The 14,432-nt window shown below is 64.3% G+C and carries 14 protein-coding genes and 1 pseudogene; 6 read left to right on the top strand and 9 right to left on the bottom strand.

Features of this window, described 5'->3' with window-relative positions:
* Positions 1-41 precede the first annotated feature (41 nt).
* The 7 genes from HND55_07140 to radA all read right to left on the bottom strand — a co-directional run bounded on the left by HND55_07140 (position 42) and on the right by radA (position 7,112).
* The gene (locus HND55_07140) at positions 42-776 is read right to left on the bottom strand and encodes an S-methyl-5'-thioinosine phosphorylase (protein ID QKK02438.1); all 735 of its coding nucleotides are present in this window, start codon (positions 774-776) and stop codon (positions 42-44) included.
* Positions 773-1,336, bottom strand: a complete 564-nt coding sequence (locus HND55_07135) for a hypoxanthine-guanine phosphoribosyltransferase (protein QKK02437.1) — start codon at positions 1,334-1,336, stop codon at positions 773-775. The genes HND55_07140 and HND55_07135 overlap by 4 nt, the downstream gene beginning before the upstream one ends.
* Positions 1,333-2,457, bottom strand: coding sequence for a mechanosensitive ion channel family protein (locus tag HND55_07130; protein ID QKK02436.1), 1,125 nt, complete (start codon positions 2,455-2,457; stop codon positions 1,333-1,335). Before HND55_07130 ends, HND55_07135 begins: the two co-directional genes overlap by 4 nt.
* A gap of 10 nt (positions 2,458-2,467) precedes the next feature.
* Complete coding sequence (gene nagZ / locus HND55_07125; protein QKK04031.1) at positions 2,468-3,472, bottom strand: beta-N-acetylhexosaminidase; 1,005 nt, start codon at positions 3,470-3,472, stop codon at positions 2,468-2,470.
* 8 nt (positions 3,473-3,480) lie between these two features.
* Positions 3,481-4,806 (bottom strand): 23S rRNA (uracil(1939)-C(5))-methyltransferase RlmD, encoded by a 1,326-nt coding sequence (gene rlmD / locus HND55_07120; GenBank protein ID QKK02435.1) that lies wholly within the window; start codon positions 4,804-4,806, stop codon positions 3,481-3,483.
* Positions 4,807-5,071: 265 nt separating this feature from the next.
* Positions 5,072-5,653, bottom strand: coding sequence for a YdbL family protein (locus HND55_07115; GenBank protein ID QKK02434.1), 582 nt, complete (start codon positions 5,651-5,653; stop codon positions 5,072-5,074).
* Between the two features lie 91 nt (positions 5,654-5,744).
* Positions 5,745-7,112 (bottom strand): DNA repair protein RadA, encoded by a 1,368-nt coding sequence (gene radA / locus HND55_07110; GenBank protein ID QKK02433.1) that lies wholly within the window; start codon positions 7,110-7,112, stop codon positions 5,745-5,747.
* A 374-nt stretch (positions 7,113-7,486) separates the two neighbouring features.
* Between radA and pspF the strand changes: the two are divergent.
* The 5 genes and pseudogenes from pspF to HND55_07085 all read left to right on the top strand — a co-directional run bounded on the left by pspF (position 7,487) and on the right by HND55_07085 (position 12,079).
* A pseudogene (pspF, locus tag HND55_07105) lies at positions 7,487-8,535 on the top strand (phage shock protein operon transcriptional activator).
* Positions 8,536-8,974: 439 nt separating this feature from the next.
* On the top strand, positions 8,975-9,211 hold the full coding sequence (locus tag HND55_07100; GenBank protein ID QKK02432.1) for a hypothetical protein: 237 nt from the start codon (positions 8,975-8,977) through the stop codon (positions 9,209-9,211).
* A 43-nt stretch (positions 9,212-9,254) separates the two neighbouring features.
* Positions 9,255-10,289 carry an L-threonine 3-dehydrogenase gene (gene tdh, locus HND55_07095; GenBank protein QKK04030.1) on the top strand — a complete coding sequence of 345 codons (1,035 nt, stop codon included), beginning with the start codon at positions 9,255-9,257 and terminating at the stop codon, positions 10,287-10,289.
* Positions 10,290-10,401: 112 nt separating this feature from the next.
* The gene (gene kbl / locus HND55_07090; GenBank protein QKK02431.1) at positions 10,402-11,595 is read left to right on the top strand and encodes a glycine C-acetyltransferase; all 1,194 of its coding nucleotides are present in this window, start codon (positions 10,402-10,404) and stop codon (positions 11,593-11,595) included.
* Between the two features lie 58 nt (positions 11,596-11,653).
* Positions 11,654-12,079, top strand: a complete 426-nt coding sequence (locus HND55_07085) for a two pore domain potassium channel family protein (protein ID QKK04029.1) — start codon at positions 11,654-11,656, stop codon at positions 12,077-12,079.
* Between the two features lies 1 nt (position 12,080).
* Here HND55_07085 and HND55_07080 read toward each other — a convergent pair whose 3' ends face one another.
* The gene (locus HND55_07080; GenBank protein QKK02430.1) at positions 12,081-12,884 is read right to left on the bottom strand and encodes an SDR family NAD(P)-dependent oxidoreductase; all 804 of its coding nucleotides are present in this window, start codon (positions 12,882-12,884) and stop codon (positions 12,081-12,083) included.
* A gap of 60 nt (positions 12,885-12,944) precedes the next feature.
* On the opposite strand from HND55_07080, the gene corA reads away from it, so the two are divergent.
* Positions 12,945-14,084 carry a magnesium/cobalt transporter CorA gene (gene corA, locus HND55_07075; protein ID QKK02429.1) on the top strand — a complete coding sequence of 380 codons (1,140 nt, stop codon included), beginning with the start codon at positions 12,945-12,947 and terminating at the stop codon, positions 14,082-14,084.
* Between the two features lie 4 nt (positions 14,085-14,088).
* On the opposite strand, the gene HND55_07070 is transcribed toward corA, so the two are convergent.
* Positions 14,089-14,424, bottom strand: coding sequence for a TraR/DksA family transcriptional regulator (locus HND55_07070; protein ID QKK02428.1), 336 nt, complete (start codon positions 14,422-14,424; stop codon positions 14,089-14,091).
* Positions 14,425-14,432: the final 8 nt, after the last annotated feature.

Genomic DNA, 14,432 nt, shown 5'->3' with positions numbered 1-14,432 from the left:
GCTAAAACCCAAGAAAAATCAGAGAGAAACAGTTCACATTTTCACAATTCTTTCACGCTGAGCGCTTCTAGCAGAGCATGAACGCGACGCATGGCGCCGGCCAGCACGGCGTGGATCGCAGCCTCGCTGATGGCCTCATCGCCCAGTCCCGCCGCTGGGTTGGCCACGATACACAGGCTGAGGTAATCCAGACCCGCTTCGCGTGCCAGCGCCGCCTCGGGCATGGCGGTCATGCCGACCAGCGTTGCTCCATCCCGGGCCAGGCGCCGGACTTCCGCCGCTGTTTCAAGCCGCGGACCCTGCGTAACGGCCAGACAACCGCCATCGTGTACCGCAATGTCCGCTTGACCGGCAGCCGCCAGCACGGCGCGTCGAAGCGGCCCGTCAAACGGGCTGGCAAATTCGATATGCTTCAGCGGCACGTGGGCGCCGTCGCTGAAGGTATGTGGGCGTCCCCAGGTGTAGTCAATAACCTGGTCGGGTATCACCAGCCCACCGGTACCCGGGCTGTCGGCGATCCCGCCGACGGCGTTCAGGGCCAGGACGCGACGCACACCAAGACTGCGCAGTGCCTCGATGTTGGCACGATAGTTGACGCAGTGCGGCGGAATCCGGTGGGGCCGGCCGTGCCGTGCAAGAAACCAGGCCGACAGCTGTCCGATGCGCACGCGACATGGCGCCGCCGAGGGCTGCCCATAAGTGGTCTCGATCCGGCGAATTTCACCCGGTTCAAACAGATCGACTGCTCCGGTCCCGCCGATGATCGCCAGGCTCATGAGGGGAGCGCCCAGATCTCGTCAAGCTGGCGCCACAGGCCCTGGTAGTCCATACCGCAGCCGAACACGTAGCGATCGGGCACCTCCAGGGCAAAATCATCAACCCAGTCACGAGCCAGCCCGCGGTCGTGCTGCTTGAGTGCCAGTACAGCGGTGGTCACCGACTCGACGCCCTCCGCCTGGAGACGGTCACGTACCGCCGCCATGGTATGCCCTTCGTCGAAGATATCGTCGACCAACAGTACAGGCCGCGCCGGCTGGTCAATCGCCGGCCAATGTCGCCACTCGATCCGCCCCCCGCGAGTCGTGTCCCGGTAGCGGGTTGCATGGACGTAGTCGACGGTCAGCGAACGGCCCAGGCGCCGCATTAGCTCGATGGCCGGATACATACCCCCTTTCATCAGCACAACCACGGATAGAATGGTCTCAGGCGGAAAGAGGGTATTGAGACGTCGCGCCTGGCGATCCAGCGCATCGGCTATCGTTACTGCATCGACAAGTCGCTCGGCGCCGGCCGGCCAGCTTGGGTTCTCGATCGGAGGCTGTCGCATCGGCTTCATGATGTCGTCTCTTGCTGCCCGTCGTGCTCCCGCGCCAGCCGTTCGACCATTTCCACCTTGAGCGTACGCGTCGGAAAGGCAATCTCGGCACCGTGTTCGGTAATGATCCGGCCAATATCCAGCAACACGCGCTCACGCACGCGATGGTACTCGGTCCAGACCACTGTGTGGGTGAAGCAGTAGATCATGATATCGATCGAACTGTCGCCAAACCGGTCCATGTGAACCATGGTGGTCTGGCTGGTATCGATATCGGCGTGGTTGAGCAGGTAGTCGCGAACCTTTTCAACCACGGACTCGACCCGGACGAAGTCGTCGTAGCGCACACCGACATGCTCGAAAATGCGACGATGAGTCATGCGCGAGGGGTTCTCGAGTGTGATGGTGGTGAATGTCGCATTGGGCACGTAGATGGGTCGCTTGTCGAACTTGCGGATGGTGGTCATGCGCCAGCCGATCTTCTCGACCGTACCCTCGATGTTCTGGTCCGGCGAACGCACCCAGTCACCGACCGAGAACGGCCGGTCCATGAACACCATGAACCCGCCGAAGAAGTTGGCCAGCAGATCACGCGCCGCCAGGCCGACGGCAATGCCACCGACACCACCGGCGGCCAAAAAGCCCGAAATCGGAATATCCAGTACGCTCAGCGCGGTCAATGCACCGGTCAGCAACACGGCAATGCGCACGATGCGTCCCAGCACCGTTACCGTGGTGATATCGACTTGCTGGTCGAGACGGCGACGCTTTTCGATGAAAGCGTTCTCGAAGCCGGTGCTCAGGCGAAAGAAGAACCAGGTTGCCGCAACCACCAACCCGAGCTGCTGAATCATGTTGACCAGGCCACTGTCAAAGGCGAACACCTGGGTGTGCGGCTCGATGACGCGCGCCGCCATGACCAGTCCCTGCCACCAGATCAGCAATGAGATCGGCCGACGGCCAGCGTAGACCACCGCGTCGTCCCACAGATGCGCCGTACGTTCCGCGAGCCGCTCCAGGCGACCGACAAAGGTTCGGTAAAGCAGCTCGAGCAGCAGCGCGGCAAGAATGATCAGGAATGCCTTGATCACCCAGGCTGGTATCCCAGCCACACCGTCCAGATTCTCCAGCAACTGTTCCATGATGCTCCTTTTAGCGAAGTGACTGCAGTGAATTGCGCCAGGCCAGGAACTCGGGCACCTGCGCCTGTTCAGCCAGGGTCGCAAGCGGGCGGCCGTAGAGCGTTTCCAGGCTGCGATGCAGCGCCGGCCAGTGCCACCTTGATGTCGACAACAGTTCGGCCACCGATTCCGGTCGGCACAGCAGGACGGCGTCACAACCGGCCGACAGCGCCGCACCGACCCGTTGGGACAGGGTACCAGCCGACGATGCACCGGCCATATCCAGATCGTCGGAGATCACGATCCCGCCAAAGTCCAGGTCTCCGCGCAACACCTGGCCGATCCAGACCCGCGAGTAGCCGGCCGGCGCCGCATCCACTGCCGGATAACAGACGTGCGCCATCATGACGCTGTCAATTCGTTTGGTCAGCCGTTGAAACGGCAGCAGGTCCATGCCAATTTCCGCGCGGCCGCGAGGGTCAGCGACCACGCTTTCATGTGAATCTTCAGCGACCGAGCCATGACCCGGAAAATGCTTGGCGCAGCAGCACATGCCCGCATCGTGCATCCCGGCCAGGTACCAGGCGCCGAGATCGGCAACCACGGCCGGATCGGAGGCCATGGCGCGATCGCCGATCACGCGGCTGCCGCGATCGAGATCGAGCACCGGCGCAAAACTCAGATCGACGCCGTGGCCGAGCACTTCGGCGGCCATCACCCGGCCGTGGCGGTAGGCCAGATCACGCGCCCGGTCGGGCTGCGAGGCGTGCCAGCGCCCCAGCACGCCCAGCGGCGGCAGCGGCGTGAAACCGTCGCGGAAGCGCTGCACCCGGCCGCCCTCCTGGTCGACCGCCAGCAGCAGTCGCGGTGAGCGCAGCGCGCGAATTTCTTCGCAAAGCGCGCGCAGTTGATCGGGCGAATCGTAATTGCGCGAAAACAGAATCACGCCGCCCACCGCCGGATGCCGCAGCATCCCGGCAGTGGCCTCGTCGAGCGATGTACCGTCGATGCCCACGATCAGCGGCCCGAGGGGCAGTGACTTGGTCATGTGCGCTCGAACAGGGCGATGGATTCGACGTGTGCGGTGTGCGGGAACATGTCGGCGATCCCTGCGCCGGCCAGCCGGAAGCCGTGCCGGGTCACGAGTTCACCGGCATCCCTGGCCAGCGTGCCCGGATTGCAGGAGACGTAGACCACGCGTCGGGCACCCGAGCCGGCAATCATTGGCAGGATCTCGAGGGCGCCGCTGCGCGGCGGATCGACCAGTACGCCGTCGAATCCCGCGCGGTACCAGGGCCGGGCCGAAACATTCTCGGTCAGGTCGGCGACTTCCAGCTCGACATTGTCGATGCCGTTGCGCCGGGCATTGGCCCCGGCCGCCTCAATCAGCTCGGTCGCACCCTCGATGCCGGTGACATGACCGGCGCGCGTGGCCAGCGGCAGGGTGAAGTTGCCCAGGCCGCAGAACAAATCGAGCACGCGATCATCGCGACCCGGGTCGAGCAGTTCGACAGACCGCTTGACCAGGGCCCGGTTGATGGCGGCGTTGACCTGGATGAAATGCTGGGGATGAAAGGCCAGATCGAGATCGAAGTCCTCGAGTCGATAGCTCAATTCGTGCGTCTCGGGCCAGAGGCGATGGACCGTATCCGGCCCCTTGGGCTGCAGATAAACTGCGATGGCGTTGTCGTCGGACCAGCGCTTGAGCTTCATGACGTCGTCGGAGGTCAGCTCGCGCAGATGGCGGACGACAATCGCTGACGCCCCGTCACCGCTGGCGGTCTCTATCTGCGGTACCGCGTCATGAACTGACAACTCACCGAGCAGATCCGACAGGCTCTCGAGCCGGTTGCTCAAATCCGGATGCAGCACACGACAGTCGCCGACATCGGCCACGAATCGTCCCTGCGGCTCGCGAAAACCGACCAGCACGCGGCCCTTTCCCTTCACCGAGCGCGCGCTCAGGCGGCTGCGGCGCCGGTAATGCCAGGGCTCGGCCGAGATCGGATCCCACCATTGGCCGGGACTGACCTGGCCGATGCGCTCGAGATTGTCGACCAGGCGCTTGTGCTTCCACTCAATCTGGGCGGTGTGGTCCAGATGCTGCAGCGCACAGCCGCCGCAGCGGTCGAACCAGGGACACGCGGGCTCGACCCGATCAGGCGATGCCGCAATCACTTCCTCGCAAAGCGCCTCGTCGAAACGGCGGTTACGTCCGACAATCTTCGCCGAGACGGTCTCGCCCGGCAGCGCGCCATGCACGAACACCGCCTTCTCGCCATGCCGCCCGACCCCGCGCCCGTCGTGCGAAAGATCCGATATTTCAACAATGACCGGTTCAGTCGGCAAACGCCGGCGTTTTCTTCCCATGGATACTGGCTTTTTGGTGTTTTGGTTTACGGGTTACGGGTTACGGTTTACGGCGGCATCTTCCACGGATTGCGGGGCGGCTCGGCCGCGTTGTCGGATCGAGGACCGCGTAGGTCGGCGTTACATCGCCGACGGACGACGTAGAAGGTCTGTACACACGTAGCTATGCGTGAACATGATTGAAAGGTCGTCCGTCGGGGATGAAACCCCGACCTACAATTTTGTTCGGAACCCGTAAACCGTAACCCGCAACCCGCTGCCCTCGCTATTTCTGCGTCCAACCCCCGTCCTCGGTCTGGTAATACCACCCCGACCGCGCATTGGCGATCCACTGCCGGGCGAATGTCTGGCGGATGTCATCCTCCCACTCCGGATGACCGTTGGCGATGGCAATCTCGCGGTAGACCGCGCTGCGGTCGGCGTTCTCTTCGCTGACGACGCGTTCAAGGTTGCGGCGTTCGGCAAGGCCCACGGCCGAGCGATCGCGAATCTCGATCAGCCCGTCGCGCGTGAAACCGATGGCGCCGTCATCGAACCAGCCGGCCAGATGCTCACGCTGGCGCTCGGCCATACGCTGCTTGATCGCCTCGATCTGCGGCGTATCAATATCGATATCGGGCGACTGCGCCCAGGCCACTGAAACCGGCATCAGGGCCTGCCAGCGCCACTCGCGCAGCGCCTGCGGTTCAGTGCTCGGGGCCGCGGGCGTCTCCTCGCCGAGCACGTCGCGGATAAAGCGATCGGCGGCCTGCTCTGCCGCCGCTTCGGGGAAATAGACATTGATCGTCACGCAGGCGGCCAGGGCCAGCGCTACGCCAATCGACAGGATGGACAGCAAACGATTCACGATGACTCACTCCTCAGGAAGTTGGTCCGCCGCAGTCAAGACTGCCTGCTGACGGTCGCACGTCCATTGTAAATCAGGGCTGAATGCGGTTTCAGACCTGATCCAGCGCGTCGGACAGGGTGCGGCAACCCCTGGCGGCGATTTTCGCCTTGACGCCCTTGAGATTGCCTTCCGGAACCAACGCACGGTCAAATCCCTGACCGGCTGCTTCACGCAGGCGCTCTTCTCCGTTATACACCGGGCGCAGCTCGCCGGCCAAACCGACCTCGCCGAAAGCCACCAGGCCCTTGGGCAGGGGTTTTTCGCGCAACGAGGATTTCAGCGCCAGGGCAATGGCCAGATCGCTGGCGGTCTCGCTGATGCGCATGCCGCCGGCGACATTGACGAACACGTCCTGATCCCCGACCACGATACCCGCATGGCGGTTCATCACCGCCAACAGCATGGCCAAACGGTTGGGGTCCACGCCCACGGCCACGCGGCGCGGGTTCGACAGGCTCGACGGTGCCACCAGCGCCTGCACCTCGACCATCAGCGGCCGCGTGCCTTCCCGGGTGACCAGCACGCAGCTGCCCGGCGCCGGGTCCTGCTGTCCGGACAGGAAGATGGCCGAAGGATTGGCAACGGCCTTGAGGCCCTTGTCGGTCATGGCGAACACGCCCAGCTCGTTGGCCGCACCGAAACGGTTCTTGACCGCCCGCACCAGCCGATAGCGGCTGCCCGAATCCGACTCGAAATACAGCACGGCATCGACCATGTGCTCGAGTACCCGGGGTCCTGCCAGGGCGCCTTCCTTGGTGACGTGGCCGACCAGCACCACCGCGCAGCCGGTCTTCTTGGCAAACTGCACCAGGCGCGCGGCGCACTCGCGTACCTGGGCCACCGCACCCGGCGCGGACTGCAGCGCCTCGGTCCATAAAGTCTGGATGGAATCGACCACCATAAAGGCCGGCCGACGCTCGGCGGCCGTGGCCAGAATGATCTCCAGGCTGGTCTCGGTCAGACAGTCCAGACGCGCCGGATCGAGGCCCAGCCGACGCGCGCGCATGGCCACCTGCGCGGCCGATTCCTCGCCGGTCACATACAGGCTGCCATGGCGCTGGGCCAGGGCATTCTGCGCCTGCAGCAGCAACGTCGACTTGCCGATACCGGGATCGCCGCCGAGCAGCACCACCGAGCCCGGCACCAGACCGCCGCCGAGCACCCGATCGAGCTCACTCAGCCCCGAAGGCAGGCGATCGGAGGCCGCCTCGGCCCGCACCTCGGCCAGGTTGCTGACCTCGACCGAAGCGGTCCCCGACCAGTTACCGCGCCCCTTCGGTCCCCTGGCGGCAGCCGTCGGCTCGGCCACCCCCTCTTCCATGGAATTCCACGCCTGACAGTCCGGGCATTGCCCCGACCACTTCGGAAAGCTCGCGCCGCATTCGCGGCAGGTATAAGTCGTCTTCGCCCTGGCCATCGGGGGGATTGTACGGCGACGGTTGGCAATGGTGTAGGTCGCGGTCGCATCCGCGACGGACAACTCGCGCCGCATTCGCGGCAGGTATAAGTCGTCTACGCCCTGGCCATCGGGGGGATTGTACGGCGACGGTTGGCAATGGTGTAGGTCGCGGTCGCATCCGCGACGGACAACCTCTCAACCCTGTTCACGCATAGCGACGCATTTCCAGGGTTGACCCCTCGTCCGTCAGGCACACGCGTGGCCGGTCGGCCACATGGCGCTTTTTGCACCGCAAACCGCGCCATGCGCCCGCCCTACGCTGCCCCAACCTGAACTCTGCGCAGACCGCCCGCCTGCGGTAACCTTCCGGAAGGCGCAAACGGCAACTGACCATGGACCGCACCGAACAACCCCTCATCGGCGAATCCCCGGCCTTCCTGGGCGTGCTCGAGGATGTCTCGCGCGCGGCCGAATTGAATCGACCGGTGCTGATCGTCGGGGAGCGCGGCACCGGCAAGGAGATGATTGCCGAGCGCCTGCATTTTCTCTCGCCGCGCTGGGATGGGCCGCTGGTCAAGCTCAACTGCGCGGCCATCAGCGAATCGCTGCTCGAATCCGAATTGTTCGGCCACGAAGCCGGTGCCTTCACCGACGCTTCGCGCCAGCGGGCCGGACGCTTCGAGCGCGCCGACGGCGGCACGCTGTTTCTCGACGAACTCGCCAGCACCTCCCTGGCGGTGCAGGAAAAGATCCTGCGGGTGATCGAGTACGGCCAGTTCGAGCGCCTGGGCTCGACCCAGCCGCTGGAGGTGGATGTGCGCCTGGTCAGCGCCAGCAACGTCGACCTGCCGGCACTGGCCGCCGACGGCCGCTTCCGCGCGCCGACCTGCTCGACCGGCTGGCGTTCGACGTCATTACCCTGCCACCGCTGCGCGCACGGCGCGAGGACATTCTGCCGCTGGCCGAGCATTTCGCCATGCGCATGACCCGGGAACTGGACCGGGAGCTGTTCGCGGGCTTCAGTCCGGCGGCCGTCGACGCGCTGCTCGACCATCCATGGCCGGGCAACGTGCGGGAACTCAGGAATGTGGTCGAGCGGGCCGTCTATCGCCTCGAGGACCCGTCGGACCCTTTGACGCGCCTGCAGTTCGACCCCTTCGCTTCGCCCTGGCGGCCCGACCCGGGCCACGGCAACACCGATGGCCAGGCTCCCCCGGATCCGGCACACGAAGCCCTCGATCTTAGAGCCTGGCTCAATGAGCAGGAAAAGCGGCTGGTCGAGCGGGCACTGAGCGCCAGCGGAGGTCACCAGCGCAAAGCGGCCCGGCAACTCGGGCTGACCTACGACCAGATGCGGGGCATACTGCGCAAACACCAGCTCAGCAGCCGCCGGGGCGGAAAGAAGAATGACGGAAACGACCAACGAACCGATGGCCAGTAAATCACCACATAACAAAGCCCCGGGGATTCCTGGAACCCGGGGCTTGCGCGCGAATAATTTGAGATTAGAGCGTCGGCGCTTGTCTCCTGATCATTAGCAGCTGGTTGCTGCCACCAAGTCTCCTCTGGAGAGAGCCTTCCGGCGCCGCTTCACCCTCGTGAGGCTTCCGCGCTGGGTACCCTTATACGCCTTGACGACGATCGACGTCAAGCGTTTTTTAGACTTTTTCTATATTTATCAGTAAATTAGATATATGCGCATGTTTTCTCCAATGACTTGCAGCTTTATCGATCAATCCCCTGAATACACGTCGTTATTCACGCGGCGGCCAACGTCGCCGCGGCAAGCAGAAGCTTGACCAACGACGTACAGCGACCGGCAACCAGCTATACCTTGCGAACTGATCGAGGCGCTCGATCCGTGCCAACTGGCGCAGTCCTTGGAGGCTGCACGCACAAGCCAGCTGCTGCTGATTGTCGGCACCTCCGGGGCAGTCCAGCCGGCAGCCAGCGTTCTGGTGGTCGCCCGTGAATCCGGCGCCAGGCTGATCGAAATCAATCCGCAAGTCAGTGCGCTCTCCGGGCTGGTTGACTGGCGTCTGCAGGGCCCGGCAGGTTGCTGCCTGCCTGCGCTCATCGCCCGGCTTGGCGCGACCGGACGAAGCACAACGGTATAATGCCGACTCTGACTCATTGCGGAGCCTGATCATGCCCCAGCACATGCGCGCCCTGGTCAAGCCGACCCCGGAACCTGGCCTGGAGCTGCGCGAGGTCCCGGTACCCAAACCCGGACCGAACGAGGTTCTGATCCAGATCGAGAAGACCGCCATCTGCGGGACGGATCTGCATATTTACCAGTGGGATGAGTGGTCGCAGCGCACGATCCGTCCGCCGCTGGTGCTCGGCCACGAGTTCGTCGGCTGCATTGCCGCACTGGGCTCCAGCGTACAGGGCTATGAACAGGGCCAGCGGGTCTCGGCCGAGGGCCACGTCGTCTGCGGCGTGTGCCGCAACTGCCGCGCCGGCAAACCGCACCTGTGCCCCAACACCGAGGGCATCGGGGTCAACCGCGACGGTGGCTTTGCCGAATACGTGGTGGTCCCGGCCACCAACCTGTGGCCGATTCCCGACGAGATCCCCTCGGAGCTGGCCGCCTTCTTCGACCCCTTCGGCAACGCTGCCCACTGCGCGCTGCAGTTCGACCTGGTCGGCGAGGACGTGCTGATCACCGGCGCGGGCCCGATCGGCATCATCGCCGCAGGTATCGCCAGGCACGTCGGTGCGCGCCACATCGTCGTCAGCGACGTCAACGACTATCGCCTGCAGCTGGCCCGCGACATGGGCGCGACGCGCACGGTCAACGTCGGCAAGGAAAACCTGCGCGACATCCGCGAGGAACTCGATATCGACGGTTTCGATATCGGCATGGAGATGTCGGGTAACCCGCAGGCCTTTCGCGATTTGCTCAATTTGATGTACAACGGTGGCAAGGTCGCCCTGCTCGGCCTGCTGCCGAAAGACGCCGGCGTCAACTGGGACCAGGTCATCTTCAAGGGCCTGGAAGTCCACGGCATCTACGGCCGGCGCATGTACGAAACCTGGTACAAGATGACCCAGATGGTGCTGACCGGCTTCCCGCTGCACAAGGTGCTCACCCACCAGATCGCCATCGATGATTTCGAAACCGGCTTCCAACTGATGGCCTCGGGCCAGTGCGGCAAGGTCGTCTGCGATTGGACGGGGAATATCGAATAGGCTTCTGGTTTACGGGTTCCGGGTTCCGGTTTCCGGAAAACCCATCCGAAGCCCGCCCGGAAACCGTAAACCGTAAACCTGAAACCTTCGAATCAACCGGAGCTAACAACACATGAGCGACCCCGCAACTTTCCGAAGACTTCAGGACGAACTCGCACAAATCGAAGCCGACGGGCTGTACAAGCGCGAGCGGCAGATCACCACGCCGCAGCGCGTCGAGATCGAAACGCTCGAGGGCGGCAGGGTGCTCAATTTCTGCGCTAACAACTACCTCGGCCTGGCTGACCACCCCGAGGTGATCGCCGCGGCCAAGGCCGCGCTCGACGATCACGGCTTCGGCCTGGCCTCGGTGCGCTTTATCTGCGGCACCCAGGATCTGCACAAGCAGCTCGAGAAGACCATTGCGGCGTTCTTCGGCAAGGACGACGCGATCCTGTATGCGGCCTGCTTCGATGCCAACGGCGGCCTGTTCGAACCACTGTTGGGGCCGGAGGACGCCATCATCTCCGACCAGCTCAACCACGCCTCGATCATCGACGGCGTGCGCCTGTGCAAGGCCGAGCGCCATCGCTACCCCAACTCCGACATGGACGCGCTCGAGGACATCCTCCAGGCCACGCAGAACAAGCGCACGCGCCTGATCGCCACCGACGGCGTGTTCTCCATGGACGGCTTTGTTGCCAAACTCGACGAGATCACCGCCCTGGCCGAAAAGTACGACGCCCTGGTGATGGTCGACGACTGTCACGCCACCGGCTTCTTCGGCCCGACCGGCCGCGGCTCGGCCGAGCACCACGGCGTGATGGACAAGGTCGACATCTTTACCTCCACCCTCGGCAAGGCACTGGGCGGCGGCATGGGCGGCTTCACCGTGGCCCGCCAGCCGGTCATCGACATGCTTCGGCAGCGCTCGCGGCCCTACCTGTTCTCGAATTCGCTCGCCCCGCACCTGGTCGCGGCCAGCCTCAAGGTGTTCGAAATGCTGACCAAATCGAGCGCGCTGCGCGACCGTGTCGCGGAAAACACGCGCTTTTTCCGCCAGGCCATGCACGAGGCCGGCTTCGATCTATTGCCGGGCGAGCACCCGATCGTGCCGGTGATGCTGCACGATGCCCCGCTGGCGCAGAAGATGGCCGATGAGCTGCTCGCCGAAGGGATCTACGTCATCGGCTTCTTCTACCCGGTCGTGCCGAAAGGCCAGGCGCGGATTCGCACGCAGATCTCGGCAGCGCACACGCGCGAGCACCTCGAGCAGGCCGTCGCGGCCTTCACCCGCGTGGGCAAGCGCCTGGGCGTGATCGATTGATGTGAACAGTATCGGCAGCGCGGAATGGACCGTCGTGCTGACCACGGGGTTGGTGGTCATGCTGGCGATCATACTGCACTTCGAAGTAATCGCCAGTCTCAACCGCTGGGGGGCCGGCAAGCGCCTAAGCCGCCGCGGGCGCAGCCATCATCACCACCGCCCGACCCTGCTGCTGGTGATGTTCGCGCTGCTGCTGGCGCATGTTGCCGAAATCTGGCTGTTCGGCCTGGCCTACTGGGGCCTGCTATCAGCCGCGGATCTTGGCGTCATCGAGGGTTACGAGGCGCTCAACTTTCTCGACTGCGTGTACTTTTCGGCCACCACCTACACCACCGTCGGCTGGGGCGACCTTTACGCCGTCGGACCAATCCGGTTCCTGGCGGGCACCGAAGCCCTGGTCGGCTTCATGCTGATCACCTGGTCAGCCAGCTTCGTCTACCTGATCATGGCTCGTACCTGGGGCGACGAAGAACCCAGGCTGTAGCTTACCGATGACTTCGCGCGAACTTACGCGCACCGCGCAGCATGATTCGGTAGTACAGCTCCGGCAGCAAGCGCTTGAGCCGCCACAGCCAGCGCGTGTCACCGTGGGTCAGCAACAGGAAGCGCGGCTTACGGACCGCCTTCCAGACGACTTCGGCGACGTCTTCGGCGCTGATGCGCGAGGAATCCATCCAGCGCTCTACGCGCCGGTGATAGCCGTCGTCCGGAGCACGCATGGTTTCGGTCAGCCGGGTGCGAACGAAAGCCGGGCACAGCACCGAGACCTCGATGCCGGCCGGGGCCAGCTCGACGCGCAGCATCTCCGACATGGCAATGACGCCGGCCTTGGCCGTGCCGTAGGCGTTGATCTGCGGTGCGCCGGCCAGGCCCGCGAACGAGGCCACGTTGATGATGTGACCGACGCCGCGCTCGCGCATGAGCGGCGCAAAGGCCTTGCAGCCTAACACCACACCCATCAGGTCGATCTCCATCACCCAGCGCCAGTCTTCCACTGAAGTTTCCTCCAGCGAACCGCCAACGGCGACCCCGGCGTTGTTGATCAGCACGTCCAGACTCCAGCCGCATTCAGTGATGTGATCAACAGCCCGTTGCCAGTCGTCGGGATCGGTCACATCCATGACCAGCGCCACTGCCCCCTCACCCAGCGCCTCGGCCATGGCCCGGGCGCCGGGCTCATCGCGGTCGGCCACGACCACGCGCCAGCCCTGATCGGCGAAACGGCGCGCCATGGCCGCCCCAAGGCCTGATGCGCCGCCGGTGATCAGCGCGGTATGATGCCTATTCATCGATTTGTCCATGGCGGCATTCTCGACCACGGTGACCATGAACTCAAGGGAAATCGCCGGATGAGCATCACCGACCAGCTCGCCCAGCTTCAGGATCTGAGCAAACGCTTCGTGCGCCAGCTCGTCGAACTGCCCGTCCAGCACCTACTCGGCGTGGGCCATTCGGGCGCACGCCGCCCACCGGGAACCGTACCCGGCACCCTGTTCATCGACCCCGACGCCACCCCGACCCGCCTGACCGCCGTCTGTTTCCGCGGCACGGAAGTCGAAACCCTGACCAACCCCGACCTGGCCGCCCTGCAGCAGGCACGAGCGCGGAGCGACCGCATATGGCTCGACGTCACCGGCTTTGGCAGCGACCGGATGCTCAAGGACATCGGCCGGGAGTTCGAGCTCCACCCGATGATGCTCGCCGACCTGGTCAACCGCGAACCGCAGACCAAGACCGACAGCGCCAACGGCGTGCACCTGGTCGTTACCCAGGTGCCCCTGCTCGACCCGGACAGCGGCCAGCCCGGCCTTGACACACTCGGCCTGGCCCTGGGCAAGAACTGGCTGCTGAGCTTTCGCGAGCGCCAAAGCGGGCTGTTCCTGCCCATCTACGAACGCATCGAAAACCCCGAAAGCCGTCTGCGAACCGATCCGCTCGACTACCTGACCTACGCGCTGCTCGACGTCGCCATCGACAGCCTGTTTCCGGTGCTGGAGACCATCGCCGCGCGCATCGACCAGTCCGAAGATCAGGTGCTCGAGGGTCGCGGCAGCGAAATCCTGCCCGAAATCCACGACCAGCGCCGGGCCCTCATTGCCCTGGGCAGGCTGTGCTGGCGCCAGCGCGATCTACTGTCCAGGCTATTGCGCGAAGAAACGATGTTTCGCGCACAATTGCGCATCTACCTGCAGGACGTTCACGACCGCACCACCCAGCTGCAGGACATGGTCGAGACCACGCGCGAGTTGGCAGGCAGCCTGATCGAGCTGCATATGTCGCTCAGCGCCCAGCGCAGCAACCAGGCCATGCAGACCCTGACCGTCATGGCCAGCATCTTCATCCCGCTGACCTTCATCGCCGGCATCTACGGCATGAACTTCGAAAACATGCCCGAACTGGGCTGGGAGTGGGGTTACTTCGCCGCGCTCGGCTTGATGAGCGTTATCGGCGTCGGTCTGTTTCTGTGGTTCCGGCGACGCTTCCTGTAATGATTCAGGCCTGCTCGCGTTCGCTGGCGCAATCGAGACACAGGGTCGCGGCCGGATCGGCGCGCAGGCGCGCCTCGGCAATCTTCTCGCCGCAATCCAGGCACGCTCCAAACTCATCCCGCTCGAAGCGGGCCAGGGCTGCCTTGAGCCGCTGCAACTGCAAACCCCGACGCCGCTCCGCATCCTTGGCCATGGCCTGACCCTGCAGCGCATCCATGCGACTCAATCGCCCCTGGCGGGTCTGATCGAGCTCCACGGTCGCCGTCGCCTCACGACTGGATTCGGCCAGATCCTCAAGTTCGGCAATGCGGTCATGAATGATTGACTTGAACTTGATCATCCGGGGAT

The sequence above is a fragment of the Pseudomonadota bacterium genome, from assembly GCA_013285445.1.
Classification (GTDB): Bacteria; Pseudomonadota; Gammaproteobacteria; order Xanthomonadales; family Wenzhouxiangellaceae; genus Wenzhouxiangella.
This window is presented reverse-complemented; position numbering and strand designations above follow the sequence as displayed.

Coding starts and splice junctions, on each gene's coding strand:
- HND55_07140 (QKK02438.1), bottom strand. CDS start 776: ATGAGCCTGGCGATCATCGGCGGGACCGGAGCAGTCGATCTGTTTGAA.
- HND55_07135 (QKK02437.1), bottom strand. CDS start 1,336: ATGAAGCCGATGCGACAGCCTCCGATCGAGAACCCAAGCTGGCCGGCC.
- HND55_07130 (QKK02436.1), bottom strand. CDS start 2,457: ATGGAACAGTTGCTGGAGAATCTGGACGGTGTGGCTGGGATACCAGCC.
- rlmD (QKK02435.1), bottom strand. CDS start 4,806: ATGGGAAGAAAACGCCGGCGTTTGCCGACTGAACCGGTCATTGTTGAA.
- radA (QKK02433.1), bottom strand. CDS start 7,112: ATGGCCAGGGCGAAGACGACTTATACCTGCCGCGAATGCGGCGCGAGC.
- tdh (QKK04030.1), top strand. CDS start 9,255: ATGCGCGCCCTGGTCAAGCCGACCCCGGAACCTGGCCTGGAGCTGCGC.
- kbl (QKK02431.1), top strand. CDS start 10,402: ATGAGCGACCCCGCAACTTTCCGAAGACTTCAGGACGAACTCGCACAA.
- HND55_07085 (QKK04029.1), top strand. CDS start 11,654: ATGCTGGCGATCATACTGCACTTCGAAGTAATCGCCAGTCTCAACCGC.
- HND55_07080 (QKK02430.1), bottom strand. CDS start 12,884: ATGAATAGGCATCATACCGCGCTGATCACCGGCGGCGCATCAGGCCTT.
- corA (QKK02429.1), top strand. CDS start 12,945: ATGAGCATCACCGACCAGCTCGCCCAGCTTCAGGATCTGAGCAAACGC.
- HND55_07070 (QKK02428.1), bottom strand. CDS start 14,424: ATGATCAAGTTCAAGTCAATCATTCATGACCGCATTGCCGAACTTGAG.